10 protein-coding genes are annotated in these 13646 nt (G+C 71.6%); 3 read left to right on the forward strand and 7 right to left on the reverse strand.

Features of this window, described 5'->3' with window-relative positions:
• Window positions 1–33: 33 nt before the first annotated feature.
• The 6 genes from ACGH2B_RS00420 to ACGH2B_RS00445 all read right to left on the reverse strand — a co-directional run bounded on the left by ACGH2B_RS00420 (window position 34) and on the right by ACGH2B_RS00445 (window position 7517).
• Complete coding sequence (locus tag ACGH2B_RS00420) at window positions 34–1821, reverse strand: ABC transporter ATP-binding protein (protein ID WP_399082166.1); 1788 nt, start codon at window positions 1819–1821, stop codon at window positions 34–36.
• Window positions 1818–2873, reverse strand: coding sequence for an iron-siderophore ABC transporter substrate-binding protein (locus ACGH2B_RS00425; RefSeq protein ID WP_399082169.1), 1056 nt, complete (start codon window positions 2871–2873; stop codon window positions 1818–1820). The genes ACGH2B_RS00420 and ACGH2B_RS00425 overlap by 4 nt, the downstream gene beginning before the upstream one ends.
• An 86-nt stretch (window positions 2874–2959) precedes the next feature.
• The gene (locus tag ACGH2B_RS00430; RefSeq protein WP_399082172.1) at window positions 2960–3826 is read right to left on the reverse strand and encodes an ABC transporter ATP-binding protein; all 867 of its coding nucleotides are present in this window, start codon (window positions 3824–3826) and stop codon (window positions 2960–2962) included.
• Window positions 3827–3866: 40 nt separating this feature from the next.
• Entirely contained in the window at window positions 3867–4922 is a 1056-nt protein-coding gene (locus tag ACGH2B_RS00435; protein ID WP_399082175.1) for a FecCD family ABC transporter permease, read from the reverse strand.
• Window positions 4919–6013: a FecCD family ABC transporter permease gene (locus ACGH2B_RS00440; RefSeq protein WP_399082178.1), complete on the reverse strand. Its 1095-nt coding sequence runs from the start codon at window positions 6011–6013 to the stop codon at window positions 4919–4921. Before ACGH2B_RS00440 ends, ACGH2B_RS00435 begins: the two co-directional genes overlap by 4 nt.
• 151 nt (window positions 6014–6164) lie before the next feature.
• Window positions 6165–7517: a lysine N(6)-hydroxylase/L-ornithine N(5)-oxygenase family protein gene (locus ACGH2B_RS00445; protein WP_399082181.1), complete on the reverse strand. Its 1353-nt coding sequence runs from the start codon at window positions 7515–7517 to the stop codon at window positions 6165–6167.
• Window positions 7518–7778: 261 nt separating this feature from the next.
• Here ACGH2B_RS00445 and ACGH2B_RS00450 point away from each other — a divergent pair, with 261 nt between their 5' ends.
• A complete protein-coding gene (locus ACGH2B_RS00450) occupies window positions 7779–8726 on the forward strand; it encodes a methionyl-tRNA formyltransferase (protein ID WP_399082184.1) in 948 nt (315 codons plus the stop codon).
• Between the two features lie 200 nt (window positions 8727–8926).
• Window positions 8927–9601: an HdeD family acid-resistance protein gene (locus tag ACGH2B_RS00455; RefSeq protein WP_399082186.1), complete on the forward strand. Its 675-nt coding sequence runs from the start codon at window positions 8927–8929 to the stop codon at window positions 9599–9601.
• A 72-nt stretch (window positions 9602–9673) separates the two neighbouring features.
• Here the strand turns inward: ACGH2B_RS00455 and rph are convergent, their stop codons facing one another.
• The gene (rph, locus tag ACGH2B_RS00460) at window positions 9674–12271 is read right to left on the reverse strand and encodes a rifamycin-inactivating phosphotransferase (RefSeq protein ID WP_399082189.1); all 2598 of its coding nucleotides are present in this window, start codon (window positions 12269–12271) and stop codon (window positions 9674–9676) included.
• Window positions 12272–12910: 639 nt separating this feature from the next.
• On the opposite strand from rph, the gene ACGH2B_RS00465 reads away from it, so the two are divergent.
• A complete protein-coding gene (locus tag ACGH2B_RS00465; RefSeq protein WP_399082192.1) occupies window positions 12911–13600 on the forward strand; it encodes a heparin lyase I family protein in 690 nt (229 codons plus the stop codon).
• The last annotated feature ends 46 nt before the right edge of the window (window positions 13601–13646 follow it).

Here is a 13646-nt window from a genome sequence, read left to right on the forward strand (position 1 = left end):
TACTAAGGTCAGCCTAACTTAAGTAAGGCTGACCTAACTACCCTCTCGCCAGGCGCGCCAGAGCCGCGCGTAACGGCCACCGAGGGCCACCAACTCGTCGTGCGTGCCCTGTTCCACGACACGGCCCGCGTCCAGCACGGCGATCCGGTCGGCGGCCACCGCCTGGGTGAGCCGGTGCGCCACGAACAGCGTGGTGCGGCCGGCACAGGCGGCCAGCACCGCCCGCTCCAGTTCGGCGGCGCCCTCACTGCCCGCCTCCGCCGTCGACTCGTCGAGCACGACGACGGGCGCGCGGCCCAACACCAGCCGGGCCAGGGCGATATGGGTGACCTTCGTACTGTCCAGCCGCTCCCCGCCCTCACCGACCCCGGTGGCCAGTCCGTCGGGCAGCGCCTCGGCCCACTCCGCGGCGCCCACGGTGCGCAGGGCGTCCCACAGCTCGGCGTCGCTCGCCTCCGGCGCGGCCAGCCGCAGATCGTCGGCGAGCGGGCCGGAGAACACATGCGTCTCCTGCGTCAGGATGCTGACCAGCGCCCGCGCCCCGGCCCCGTCCAGCCCGGCGAGGTCGGCCGTGCCGATCCGCACCGACCCGGCCTGCGGGGTCCCGATACCGGCGATGAGGGCGGCCAGCGTCGACTTGCCCGCGCCCGTCGCGCCCACCAGCGCCAGCGAACCGCCCGCCGGGATCGTCAGATCGACGTCCCGCAGGACCGGCTCCTCCGCCCCGGGGTAGGCGAACGTCAGTCCTGACACCGTCACCGGATACCCGGAGCCGTCCACCGGCGCCGGGTCCGCGTCGCCGACGAGGCGTTCCGCCGTGGACTCCGACACCACTCCGACGAGCCGGGTCAGGCTCGCGCCCGACTTCTGCGCCTCGTCGAAGGTGAACATGATGGCGCCCAGCGGGGTGAACAGCCGGTGGAACACCAGCGGAGCCGCCGACACCGCGCCGAGGGTGGCGGAGCCGGTCTCCAGCAGGGCGAAGCCCACCAGGAGGATCAGGACCAGACCGATGAACTCCGCACGGTTCTCCCGCCCGACGAACCGGCCGAAGAGGCGGAACACCTCGATCCCCAGGTCCCGCACCCGCCGGGAGCCGCCGGCGACCTTCTCACGGAAGTCCGCCTCCAGACCGTAGGCCCGTACCGTCTCGATCCCGTCCAGGCCGCTGATCAGCGCCTGCGCACGGTCGGCCTGGGCCGCCCGCTGCGTGCGGTAGAGCGGCGCGGAGCGGGGCAGGTACCAGCGCAGGGCGAACCCGTAGGCGGGCAGCGCGCAGGCGCCCGCCAGACCGAGCCGCCAGTCGAGGCCGAACATGCCGACGGTGGCGATGGCCACCAGCACCCCGGCGGAGAACACCGTCGGGATGGCCTGCCGGATGCCCTTCGACAGGACGGCGACGTCGTCACCGACCCGGGAGAGCACATCCCCGCGGCCCACCTGCTCGATCCGGGCGCTGGGCATACCGAGCACGGCGCGGACGGCGCCCTCGCGCAGCCGCGCGAGGAGGTCGGCGCCGAGCCGCCCGATCAGATAGGTCGACACCGCGGTGGCCGCGGCGCCGAGCAGCGCGGCCCCCGCCATCCAGGCGCCGATCACGACCAGGGCGGAGGCCGGTTCACCGCCGGTCACTCCGTCCACCACCCGGCTGAGCAGGAGCACCGGGAGCATCTGGAGCGCCGCCCCGGCCACCGTGCTGAGCACGGTGGCCGCGGTCAGCCACGGCATCTCGCGGCAGTGCGCCGCGACCCACCGGGCCGCCTCCCGCCCCGTCGTCGTGCGCAGGGCCGCCGGGGCGGTGCGCGTCTGCGTGGCGCTCACTCCCGGCCGGCCGACTTGACGAGCTGGTCGACGGCGTACGGCAGGGAGAGCAGGGTGGCCTGCGACATCGCCGCGCCGACCGCCGGGCCCTCACTGTCGAGGAGGTACGACACCTTGCCGTCCTTGGCGACCTTGAGGTTGCTGAAGAGCGCGGACTTCTTCAACGCGTCGGTGTCCGCCTTGTCGTTGATGACGAACACCCGGTCCACATCGACGAGGTCCATCCGCTCGGGCGAGAGCGGGACGGAGAACTTGCCGCCCGCGATCTTGTCGATCTCCTCCTGCCCCTTGAAGCCCATGCCCTTCAGGAGCTGCCCGCGGACGTCCTTGGTGGTGAACGGCGCGACGGCGTCCTTGTACCAGGAGAGCGCGACGGCCTTCTGCCGGGCGAATTCCGGGTGCGCCTTCCGGACGCCGGCGAGCTTGTCCTGGATGCCCTGGATCATCTTGTCGCCCTCGCCGGACTTGCCGAGCGCCTTGGCGATGTGGCGGGCGTTGTCCTGCCACGGCGCGCTGAACGGCTCCTTCTCGGCCTTGGTGCGCGCCACCGTCGGCGCGATCCGGGAGAGCTTGTCGTACGCGTCCTTGTCGATCTCGGAGTACACCGCGACGATCAGGTCCGGCCGCAGGGCGGCGATCTTCTCGTAGTTGGGGCCGGAGTCACCGTTGTTCATGATGACCTCGGGCCGGGCGCCGCCCCACTTGTCCTTCACCCAGGGCCACTGGGTGTTGACGTCGGGGCTCTTGCCCCCCGGGTTCGGGTACTGGTCGACCATGCCGACGGGCTTGACGCCGAGGGCCAGGACGTCCTGGTCGTCGGTGTAGCCCACGGTCACGACCCGCTCGGGCGCCTTGGGGACGGTGGTGGACCCGAACGCGTGCTCCACGGTGACCGGGAACGCGCCGGAGGCGGCCGCGCCGCCGCCCTTCCCGCCCTCGTCCGCCGATCCGGCGCCGCACCCCGCGAGGAGACCCGCGCCGAGGGCCGCGGCGGCCACCGCTGCCGCCACCCGCCGCCAGGACTTCGTACGTGTCGTTCGGTCGAGGAGCATCCGGGTTCCCTTGCTGTCGCGCTGTCACATACGGGCCCACCTAAGGGCAGGCAGACCTTAGCGTGAGCAAGTGAGGTTAGCCTAGCCTAAATTGCGGCATCGGCCGTCTGAACTGCCACTCCCTGGGCGTGCGTCCGCCCGATGGGCACGATGAGCGGGCGGTCCCCCACCGGATCGTCGATGACCTTGGCCCGCAGCCCGAACGCCTCGTCCAGCAGCTCGGCGGTGATCACATCGCGCGGGTGCCCCTGGGCCAGGACCGAACCCGCCTTCATCACGATCAGGTTGTCGCTGTAGCGCGCGGCCAGATTGAGGTCGTGCAGCACCATGACCACGGTGCGGCCCGCCTCGTGCAGATCGTCGACGAGGTCGAGCACATCGATGGCGTGCGCCAGGTCCAGATAGGTGGTGGGCTCGTCGAGCAGCAGCAGACCGGTGCCCTGAGCCAGCGTCATCGAGATCCAGACGCGCTGCCGCTGCCCGCCGGAGAGCGTGTCGACGGCGCGGTCGGCGAGATCGGCCACCCCGGTCATCTCCAGCGCCCGTTCCACCACCGAGGCGTCGTCCGATGACCACTGCCGCAGCCAGCCCTGGTGCGGATGGCGCCCCCTGGCGACCAGGTCGGCCACGGTCAGGCCCTCCGGCGCGACCGGCGACTGGGGCAGCAGCCCGAGCTTCTTCGCCACGTCCCGGGTCTTCAGCCGCCCGATGTCGTCACCGTCCAGGACGACCGAGCCGCTCGACGGCTTCAGCAGCCGCGAGAGGGTCCGCAACAGGGTCGATTTACCGCAGCCGTTGGGGCCGATGATGGTGGTCACCACCCCTTGCGGAACTGTCACGTCCAGTGTGTCGATGACGGTCCGCTCGCCGTATCCGACCGTGACGCCCCTGGCGGCGAGCCGGGGGGCGTCACCGGCCCCGGTCTCGGCCCCGGTGGTGTGCTGAGCGACCATGACTCCCCCTCAATTTAGGCTTACCTAACCTTTCTACCACCTAGCGGCGATTGGCCCTCACCAGCAGGTGGATGAGGAAAGGACCGCCGATCGCGGCGGTGACGACGCCGACCGGCAGGGTGATCGGCAACGCCGTACGTGCCACCAGATCCGAGCCGAGCAGCAGCACGGCCCCCACCGCGCCCGATGCCGGGACCGGCGGCGTCGGAGACCTCGTCAGACGCATCGCCACCTGCGGCGCCACCATCGCCACGAACGGGACCGGACCCGCCGCGCTGACCGCCATCGCGGCCAGCAGCACCGCGCACAGCAGCAGGACCGCCCGCACCCGGGTGTACCGCACGCCCAGGCCCGCGGCCACGTCGTCACCGAAGTGCAGCGGCTTGAACTGGAAGGCCACGCAGGCCACCACGGCCAGCAGGACGAGCGTGCCCCACAGGGCCAGGCGGACCTCCTCCCACGACCGGTTGTCCAGCGAACCCACCAGCCACGCCTGGGCCCGCGCCACGTCCCGGATGTCGGCGGTGGCCAGCAGCCAGGTCGTGAGCGCCTCCGTCACGGCGCTCACCGAGATGCCGATGAGGATGAGCCGGAAGCCGTCCACCCCGCGCCGCCATGCCAGGAAGTACACCAGCAGACCGGTGCCCAGACCGCCCGCCAGCGCCGCCCCGGAGAGCCCGAGGGCGCCGGCGACCGCGGTGCCGCCCGACACCGTCACCAAGAACACCGACACCACACCGGCGCCCCCGGTGATCCCCAGGATGTCCGGACTGGCCAGCGGATTACGGGCCACGGACTGGGTGATCGCCCCGGAGACCCCCAGCGCGACCCCCACCACGAGACCGGCCGCGGCTCTCGGCAGACGGAGATCCATCACCACGAACTCGTCGACCCGTTCGCCCCGGCCGAAGAGTGTCGCGACCACCCGCGGCAGGCCGATCGGGAAGTCCCCCAGGGAGATGGAGAAACAGAACAGCAGCAGGGCCAACGCCGTCAGAACCAGCGTGACCAGAAGAATCCTGGGCCTCCAGACGAAGGACACCCGGCCGAGCCGGACGCCCGGCACCACCTCACGCTTCACCGCTGTTTCGTTCATGCGCTCTTGAACTTTCCCCGCCACACCATGGCCGCGAAGAACGGCGCGCCCAGGAGGGCGACGAGAACACCCGCGTCCAGCTCCCCCGGCCGTACCACCAACCGCCCCACGATGTCGCAGATCAGAAGGGTGACCGCGCCGAGCAGACCCGCGTACGGCACCAGCCACCGGTAGTCGGGCCCGGTCAGATACCGGGCGATGTGCGCCACCATCAGCCCCAGGAACGCGATCGGACCGCAGGCAGCGGTGGCCGCGCCCGCCAGCAGCGTGATGGCGACGATGCCGACGGTCCGGACCACCGTGAGGTTGACGCCCAGCCCCCGCGCCACGTCGTCCCCCAGGTTCAGCAGGTTGAGGAACGGCAGCATGATCAGCGCCAGCATCAGCCCGACCCCGGCGAACAGGGCCATCGGCCAGATGACGGAGAAGGGGACACCAGCCACCGAGCCGGTGTTCCAGAACCGCAGGGCGTTCAGCGCCGCCTTGTCGGACAGCGCGATCGCCGTCGTCATCGCGGCGAGGAAGACCGTGACGCCCTGCCCGGCCAGCGCGAGCGTCAGCGGATTGCCGGCGCCCCGCCCGATGCTGGCGAGCCCGAACACCACGGCACCGGCGAGCCCGGCGCCCAGGAAGGCGAACCAGACGTACTGGAACGGATCGGCGAGCCCGAGCAGGGAGATCGCCGACACCACGGCGAACGAGGCGCCGGTGTTCACCCCCAGCAGACCGGTGTCCGCGATGGGGTTGCGCGTATATCCCTGGATCAGCGCGCCGCCGACGCCCAGGGCGATACCGGCCACGATCGCCAGCACCGTCCGGGGCAGCCGCACGGTCTGCACGATCAGCCGGATCTCGGTGCCGTCCCGGTCGGTGCCCGGCGCCGCGAACAGCCCGTGCCACACCTCGCCGGGGCCGAGCGCACGGGCGCCGACGACGAGCGAGAGCACCGCGGCGACCACCAGGACCGCCAGCACGGCACCCAGCCCCGTGATCCGGCGCCGCCGCACGGCCGCGATCCGGGCGAGCGCCGGACGCTCCCCCGGCGCCGTGCCCGTGTCGGCACGGTCGACCGCTCCCTGACGCCGGGTCACTCGCGGACCTCACGCTGACGGCCGGACGGATCACCGGCGCGGCACCGGATACCAGAGGGCACGGACGTTCCCTTTCTCGTGGAGTGGCGGCAGGCGGATGCCGTGCCGGCGACGGAGGACATCCGTCACCGGCACGGCAGTTGACGGAGGATCAGGCAGCCGGCTGGCGGGCGTCCGCGGCCGGCCGGACCTCGCCGGAGCCGACCGGGGCGTCGCCGCGGAGGATCGACTCCAGGATCTCGCCGACCCGTATCGCGGTGTTGGACAGCAGGGAGGAGGTGATGCCGTGGGTGTGCTCGGTGCCGCCCTGGAGGTAGATGCCGCAGCGCAGCCGCGGGTCGGTCGACACCCGGTAGTCCCGTCCGACGCGGACGCGGCCCCGCTCGTCGCGGCGGCACTGCTCGGCGACCTCGCCGAGCAGACCGAGGCCGTCGGCCTCCAGGTAGCCGGTGGCGCACACGACGACATCGGCGTCGAGCAGGCTCTCCTCGCCGGTGACCAGGGACTTGACCGTGGCGCGGACCCCTTCGGGCGTCTCCTTGACGTCCGTGAGGCGCGAGACGTTCATGAAGCGCAGCCGCTCGGCGCCGAGCACCTTCTCCCGGTACGCCTGCCGGTACAGGTCGTCGATGAGGTCGATGTCCACCACGGAGTAGTTGGTGTTGCCGTGGTAGTCCATCAGCCGCTGCTTGACGTCCTCCGGCGCGCTGAAGTAGTCGTCGACCGCCTGGGGGTCGAAGATGCGGTTGGCGAAGCCGCTGTCGTCCGCGGGACTGTAGCCGTAGCGGGAGAAGACGGCGCAGATCTCGGCGTCCGGGAAGCGGCGGTGCAGATAGGCGACGTTCTCGGCGGCGCTCTGACCGGCGCCGACGACGACGAAGCGCTCGGGCTCGGTGCCCGTCAGACCGTCAACCTTCGTCAGCAGGTCGGAGTTGTGCCACACGCGGTCGGTGCGCTCCACGCCCTCCGGCATGACCGGGCGCAGTCCGGTGCCGATGACGAGGTTGCGGGCGCGGTGGACGACGGTCTCGTCGCCGCAGCGGGCGGTCACGTCGAGGTACTCCACCACGCCGTCGCGTACGACGGGTTCGACCGCGACGACCTGGTGCCCGTACGAGACCATGTCGTCGACCTTCGCCGCGGCCCACTCGAAGTACTCGTGGAACTCCACCCGGAGCGGGAAGAGGTTCTTGTGGTTGACGAAGTCGATCAGGCGGCCCTTGCTCTGGAGGAACCGGAGGAAGGAGTACTCGCTGGTCGGGTTCCGGAGCGTCACCAGGTCCTTGAGGAAGGACACCTGCATCGTCGCGTCGTCGATGAGCATGCCGCGGTGCCATCCGAAGCCGGGCTGCTGCTCGAAGAAGTGAGCGGTGACCGCCTCCTGCCGTCCGACGCGCGCGTTGTGCTCGGTGAGCGCGAGCGCCATGGCCACGTTCGACGGCCCGAAGCCGATGCCGATCAGATCGTGGATCAGTGGTGCGTCGCCAGGAAGAGGCTGTGACATGTCACTCCCATTCGTGCGGGACGGCCGCCTGCCAGGCGCCCTGTCAGGGGTGGGGGAAGAGGGGGTCCGGGCACGCCGGTGACCGGCAGCCGAGCGGAACTTAGGTAAAGCTAACCTGATCTGGCCGGACTGTCGACCAGTCAAAACGGGCAATACGCCGCCACTCCGGTCAATCGGCCGCAGAATCGGGGTCGTTGCGATGTTAGGTAAGCCTTGCTTTACTTACCCCTGATCGTTTCGCTCTTCTGAGGAGGAACCCTGATGCGGGTCGTCATGTTCGGTTACCAAACCTGGGGCCATCGCACCCTGAAGGCGCTCCTGGACTCCGAACACGACGTCGTGATGGTCGTGACGCACCCCAAGAGCGAGCACGCCTACGAGAAGATCTGGAGCGACTCGGTCGCCGAACTGGCGGAGGAACACGGCGTCCCCGTCGTCATCCGCAACCGCCCCGACGACGACGAGCTGTTCCAGCGGCTCAAGGAAGCCGACCCGGACATCATCGTCGCCAACAACTGGCGCACCTGGATACCGCCGCGCGTCTACAGCCTCCCGCCGCACGGCACCCTCAACGTCCACGACTCGCTGCTGCCCAAGTACGCCGGCTTCTCGCCGCTGATCTGGGCCCTCATCAACGGCGAGACCGAGGTCGGCGTCACCGCGCATCTGATGGACGAGGTGCTCGACGCCGGGGACATCGTCGACCAGCGCGCGGTCGAGGTCGGCCCGGCGGACACCGCCACCGACCTCTTCCACAAGACCGTCGAGCTGATCGCCCCGGTCACCATCGGCGCGCTCGACCGGATCGCCGCCGGCGAGACCGAGTTCACCAAGCAGGACCGCTCCCGGGCCAGCTTCTTCCACAAGCGGGCCGAGGAGGACATCCGGATCAACTGGGACTGGCCCGCCGAGGTGCTGGAGCGGCTGGTCCGCGCCCAGTCCGCCCCGTACCCGGCCGCCTTCACCTTCCACAAGGGCAAGCGGCTGGAGATCCTCTCCGCCGTCGTCTCCGAGGGCGTGTACGGCGGTACTCCCGGCCGCATCTTCTACCGCGAGGGCGACGGTGTGGTGATCGTTGCCGGCGCCGACGCCCGCACCGGCCGCAACCACGGTCTGGCCGTCACCCGCGTCCGCACCGAGGACGGCCGCGAACTGCCCGCCGCCGCCTACTTCACCTCCATGGGCGGCTACCTGACGAGCCGCCCCTGAGCCCGGGCGGCACCCTCGGCGCCGCCCGGTCGCCGGCCCGCTCCGGACGGTCCCGGACGGGCCGGGAGGCGCCCGCCCCGCACCGCGCGAGGCGGGCGCCTCCCCGTGCGGCGGCGCTCTCCCCAAGCGGGAGTGGGCCGAAGGGGTGACGATGGAAGCGTCCGTACCCGACCGTGCTGTCCATGAAAGAGGTGGCAGGTATGACGACCCCTTCCACGGCCTCGGACGGTGACCCGCCCCCGGACGCCCGCGCGGCGGGCAACCCGCTGGGCGCCCTGGTCAACCTGGGCTGGCAGGCACTGTTCACCATCGGGCTGGCCTCGGTCGCCCTGGGCGTGATCGTCCTGGTCTGGCCGGGCAAGACGCTGCTCGTCGTCGGGATCGCCTTCGGCGTCTACCTGTTGGTCAGCGGTGTCTTCCAACTGGCCGGTGCCTTCGGCGCCCATGTCCCCGGGCATCTGCGGGCGCTGCACTTCGTCACGGGCGCGATCAGCGTGCTCCTCGGGCTCGTCTGCTTCCGGGGCACCCTGCAATCGCTCCTGCTGCTCGCCCTCTGGATCGGCTTCGGCTGGCTGGTACGCGGCATCATGATGACCGCGGCCGCCGGTTCGGACCGTGCGACCCCCGCACGTGGCTGGCAGCTCTTCCTCGGCATCATCACGCTGCTCGCCGGCATCGTGATGGTCGTCTCGCCGTTCGGCTCGCTCGCCGCGCTCACGCTGGTCACGGGCATCATGGCGATCGTCCTGGGCGTCGGCGAGATGATCAACGCCGTCCGGCTGCGTCTCGCCCTCGGCCATGGCACCAAGGGCACCGGCACCGCCACCAGGCACCGCCGCTCGGTGTTCCACCCGCGCCCCCACCCGCAGCACTGACTCCGGGCCGCCCGCCGCCGGTGCGCGGCACCCGCCCGCGGCGTTCGCCGGGCGGGTGCCGCCGCGTCCGGGTCACGCCAGGATCTCCACGTATCCGTCGGCCCCGTGCACGCGGATCAACTGGCCGTCCCGGATCAGCCGGGTGGCCCCGTCCACGCCCACGACGGCGGGCAGACCGTACTCCCGGGCGATGACCGCGCCATGGGTCATCAGCCCGCCGACCTCCGTGACCAGGCCCGCGATCTGGACGAACAGCGGGGACCAACTGGGGTCCGTGAAGGCCGTGACGAGGATGTCGCCCGGCTCCAGCGCGGCCTCCGCGATGTCCAGGACCACCCGGGCCCGCCCCTCGACGGTCCCGGCGGAGACCGGCAGACCGGTCAGGGCCCCGTCCGGTACGCCGTCGCGCCGGTACGCCCCGTTCACGCCCTCACCGTCCGAGGTGAGCACCCGGGGCGGGGTGAGCGCCCGGTACGACCGGAACGCTTCCCTGCGGCGCCGGATCAGCCCGGCATCGGCCCGCCGCGTCCGCACGGCCTCGCGGAACTCCTGGAACGTGAGGTGGAAGGCGTCCGCCGGCTCGGCGAGCACCCCCGCCTCGACGAGATGTCCGGCCTCCTTGAGCAGGGCCTTCTTGTAGAGGAAGAAGCGGCTGACGATGCCGTACTTCGGGTACTCCCGGTACCCGATGAAGGTGCGGACCCGGTCGATCATCCGCTTCGTCTCAGCGGCCTTGTGCTCCCCGTCCGGCAGCACCCGCAGCCGCGCCAGGACGTCCCGCTCCTTCTCCAGCGCCTTCCGCCGCCCTTCCTCGAAGCGCCGCCCGGCGGCGCCCGGCCCGAAGGTGCGGACGTTGTCGAGGAGTGCGGGCAGGAGCGTGGCGGGGCGCTCGCGCCACCGGGGCCGCGTGAGGTCGATCTCGCCGACGCAGCGCATGCCGTACCGGTCGAGGTAGTCCTCGATGGCGTCGCGCGCCCCGGTCCCGCCCGGGAGCTTCGCCAGCGCGTCGAGGAAACCGTCGTCCTCGGTGTTCTCCAGGAACGCCACCACCTCCGGCCACGGCCGGATCGCATCCGCGACGTCCAGCAGCGCCAGGCCCATCTCGGAGGTGACGTTGCCGGGCGCGGACAGGGTGAGCGTGTCGGCCGGGTTCTTCTCGCCCAGCCACTCCCCCAGCTTGTCGTTGAGCCACCAGGTGGCCTCCATCCCCGCCATGATCACCCGCATGCTCAGCGGGTCGCCTAGGAGCCGTTTGTGCTCCTCGAACGCCTCCAGCAGGAAGTCGAAGAGCGCCGGTCCGCTCCGCGACTCCAGCTCGCGTTCCAGGGCGGCGGTGGCGGTGCGGCTGCGCGCGATCAGTTCGGTGACGAGGGCCGGATCGGTCGCGACCGGGTCGGGCGGACCGCCCGCCGGCGGCCCGCCGGGAGCGGGGTCCGGCAGCGACGGAAGGAATCCGTCGCGGGCGATCACGGTCTCCAGCGCGTCCCTGACCAGCGGATCTCCCCGTCCGATGAGGTCCAGGAGAGCGGCGCGGCTCGTGGGCGAGGCCAGCCTCCGGGTGACGTCGACGAACAGCCGCCCGCCGGCCTCGTGCATCGGCGCCATGGCCGTCAACTGCCACACCGAGAGCCCCAGCGGCTTCATGGGGTCGGTCATCATCTGCTGATGGCCGACGGAGACGTAGACGTGGTTCTCCCCGTCATCGGTCTCGGGGACGGGGAACAGCGTCGTGATCGGCCGGCTCTGGACGATGTGGAACTCCTCGCCGACCAGACACCACTCGATGTCCTGCGGAGTGCCGAAGTGCGCCTCGATCCGCCGCCCGAGCCGGACGAGCCGTAGCGCCTGCGCGTCCGTCAGCGCGGGCCGCTCCTGCCGCCGCGCGTCGACCGTCACTTCCCGGGTACCGCCGCCGGGCCGGGCGTGCACCGCGCGCCGCTTGACGGCGATCTTCCTGGCGACGACCTCGCCGTCCCGCACCGTGAGGACGTCCGGGTCCACCAGCCCGGAGACCAGGGCCTCACCGAGACCGAACCCGGCGTCCACGGTGGCGGTCCGCCGGTCGCCGGTGACGGGGTCGGCCGTGAACAGGACACCGGACGCCTGCGGGAGGACCATCCGCTGCACGACCACGGCCATCCGGACCGTGCGGTGGTCGATGCCGTTGCGCCGGCGGTACAGCACGGCCCGCTCGGTGAAGAGCGAGGCCCAGCACCGGCGGATGTGCCGCAGGATCTCCGCCGTCCCCACGACGTTCAGGTACGTGTCCTGCTGACCGGCGAAGGAGGCCGTCGGCAGGTCCTCCGCGGTCGCGCTGGACCGGACGGCGCAGGCGGTCCGCTCGCCGAGCGGGGCGAGCGCGCGGGTGATCTCCGCCGTCACCTCGTCCGGGACGGCGGCCCCTTCGACGGCCCGGCGCAGCCGTGCGCTGAGCGCGCGGACCGCCTCCCGGTCGTCCGCGTCCACCCGCGAGAGCCGGTCGAGCAGTCCGCCGACCGCCGGTGTCCCCGCGAGCACCCGCCGGAAGGCGGCCGTCGTCACGCAGAACCCCGGCGGCACCCGGACCCCTTCGATCCGCGCCAGCCCGCCCAGGTGCGCGCCCTTGCCGCCGACCACCGCGCCCCGCGTCTCGTCGACCCCGGCGAGGTCCGTCACGTACCGCCCGGTCATCGCGCCCTTTCCGGGGCAGCCGTGCCGCCCCGTACCACCGTCACCGCTCGCCTCACCGGCGCCTCCGTCTCCGTCGCTTCTTCCGTCGCGTCTTCCGTCACGCACGCCTTCGTCCCCGTCCGTCTCCTCCGGCGGGCCGCCCGGCCGCGCCGCCCGGTCGGACCGCGCACCCGCAACCGCGCGGCGGCTCGCCACCGCGTCCCGTACGTCCCTGACGCCGACCGCGGCCCGCGCCCGTCGACCCACTGTTTCCGCAGGTCATGGCTTCGGCCGACGATTGTGCGGCATCCCCCGGGCCTTGCGGCAAGCCCCCCTGTGCGCTATATCTTGAAACTGGCAGGGAGACGTTTCTCCTTGCCTTTCTGTTCGAGGGCTCTTTCTTCGGGACCTCTCTCTTCCTGGCTTTCCCTTCGGCGTCCTTCTCCGCGGCGCCTCTTCCCGGCTTTCTCCTCGGCGCCGGTCGCTCACACCGCCTCCCGGCCCGTGACCGTCTCCCTCCCGCCGCGGATCCCCGTACGGCGGGGTGTACATCCCGCGGGGCGCACGTCACACTTCCGCCCGTTGCCGTACGGTCCACCGGCCCGGGGAGTGCTCATGTCACGTGCCCGCTCACTTCGCACACCGTTATGGACGACGGCGGTGACGGCCGGGCTGCTGGCGCTGCCGGTCACCGCCTTCCCAGGAGGGGCGGCGTCGGCGGAGTCCGCGGCGCCCCGCCGGGTGCTGTGGACGCCGGACATCGAGGCCGGGCCGTCCGCGTTCCCCGGTATCCAGTGCTCCGGAGGCAGCTTCGGGGTGGTGAGTGATCCGGCCAAGGGGAAGGTGTGGCGCGCCCGGCAGCCCGGTGGTCAGGAGCGGTGCGAGGCGGTCGGCCCGGACCTGGAGCCCGGCAGCGTCTTCTCCCTGAGCTGGTCGTCCAGGACGGACATCCGCGACAGCAAGAACCGGTACATCTTCCAGCTCAAGTGCAGCCCGAGCAGCGGCACGGCGAACCATCCGGTCGAACTGGACGCCACCCGGGACCGCGTCCGGCTCCAGGCGTGGACCCATGACCACACCGCGGTGCCGCTGTGGACCGCGCCGGTCAAGAACGGCACCTGGCACTCCTACACCCTCAAACTCCGTGAGGGCCGCACCGACGGCACTCTTGAGCTGTGGTTCGACGGGGTGAAGCAGAAGTTCGCCGACGGGTCGACCCGGTACACCGGCACCACCTACGACGGCACCAGGGACTACCTCAAATGGGGCTCCTACCACCCGTCGACCGGCGACTCCACGCACTGGTTCACCTCGCCCCGTATGACCACGACGGCGGCGACCGGCCCGTGATCCGGCCGGTGCGGCGCTGACGGCGGGGCAGCGGGCGCCGGAGCCG

Source organism: Streptomyces sp. BBFR2 (assembly GCF_044497305.1).
Lineage (GTDB): Bacteria > Actinomycetota > Actinomycetes > Streptomycetales > Streptomycetaceae > Streptomyces.

Coding starts and splice junctions, on each gene's coding strand:
- ACGH2B_RS00425 (WP_399082169.1), bottom strand. CDS start 2,873: ATGCTCCTCGACCGAACGACACGTACGAAGTCCTGGCGGCGGGTGGCG.
- ACGH2B_RS00430 (WP_399082172.1), bottom strand. CDS start 3,826: ATGGTCGCTCAGCACACCACCGGGGCCGAGACCGGGGCCGGTGACGCC.
- ACGH2B_RS00435 (WP_399082175.1), bottom strand. CDS start 4,922: ATGAACGAAACAGCGGTGAAGCGTGAGGTGGTGCCGGGCGTCCGGCTC.
- ACGH2B_RS00445 (WP_399082181.1), bottom strand. CDS start 7,517: ATGTCACAGCCTCTTCCTGGCGACGCACCACTGATCCACGATCTGATC.
- ACGH2B_RS00450 (WP_399082184.1), top strand. CDS start 7,779: ATGCGGGTCGTCATGTTCGGTTACCAAACCTGGGGCCATCGCACCCTG.
- ACGH2B_RS00455 (WP_399082186.1), top strand. CDS start 8,927: ATGACGACCCCTTCCACGGCCTCGGACGGTGACCCGCCCCCGGACGCC.
- rph (WP_399082189.1), bottom strand. CDS start 12,271: ATGACCGGGCGGTACGTGACGGACCTCGCCGGGGTCGACGAGACGCGG.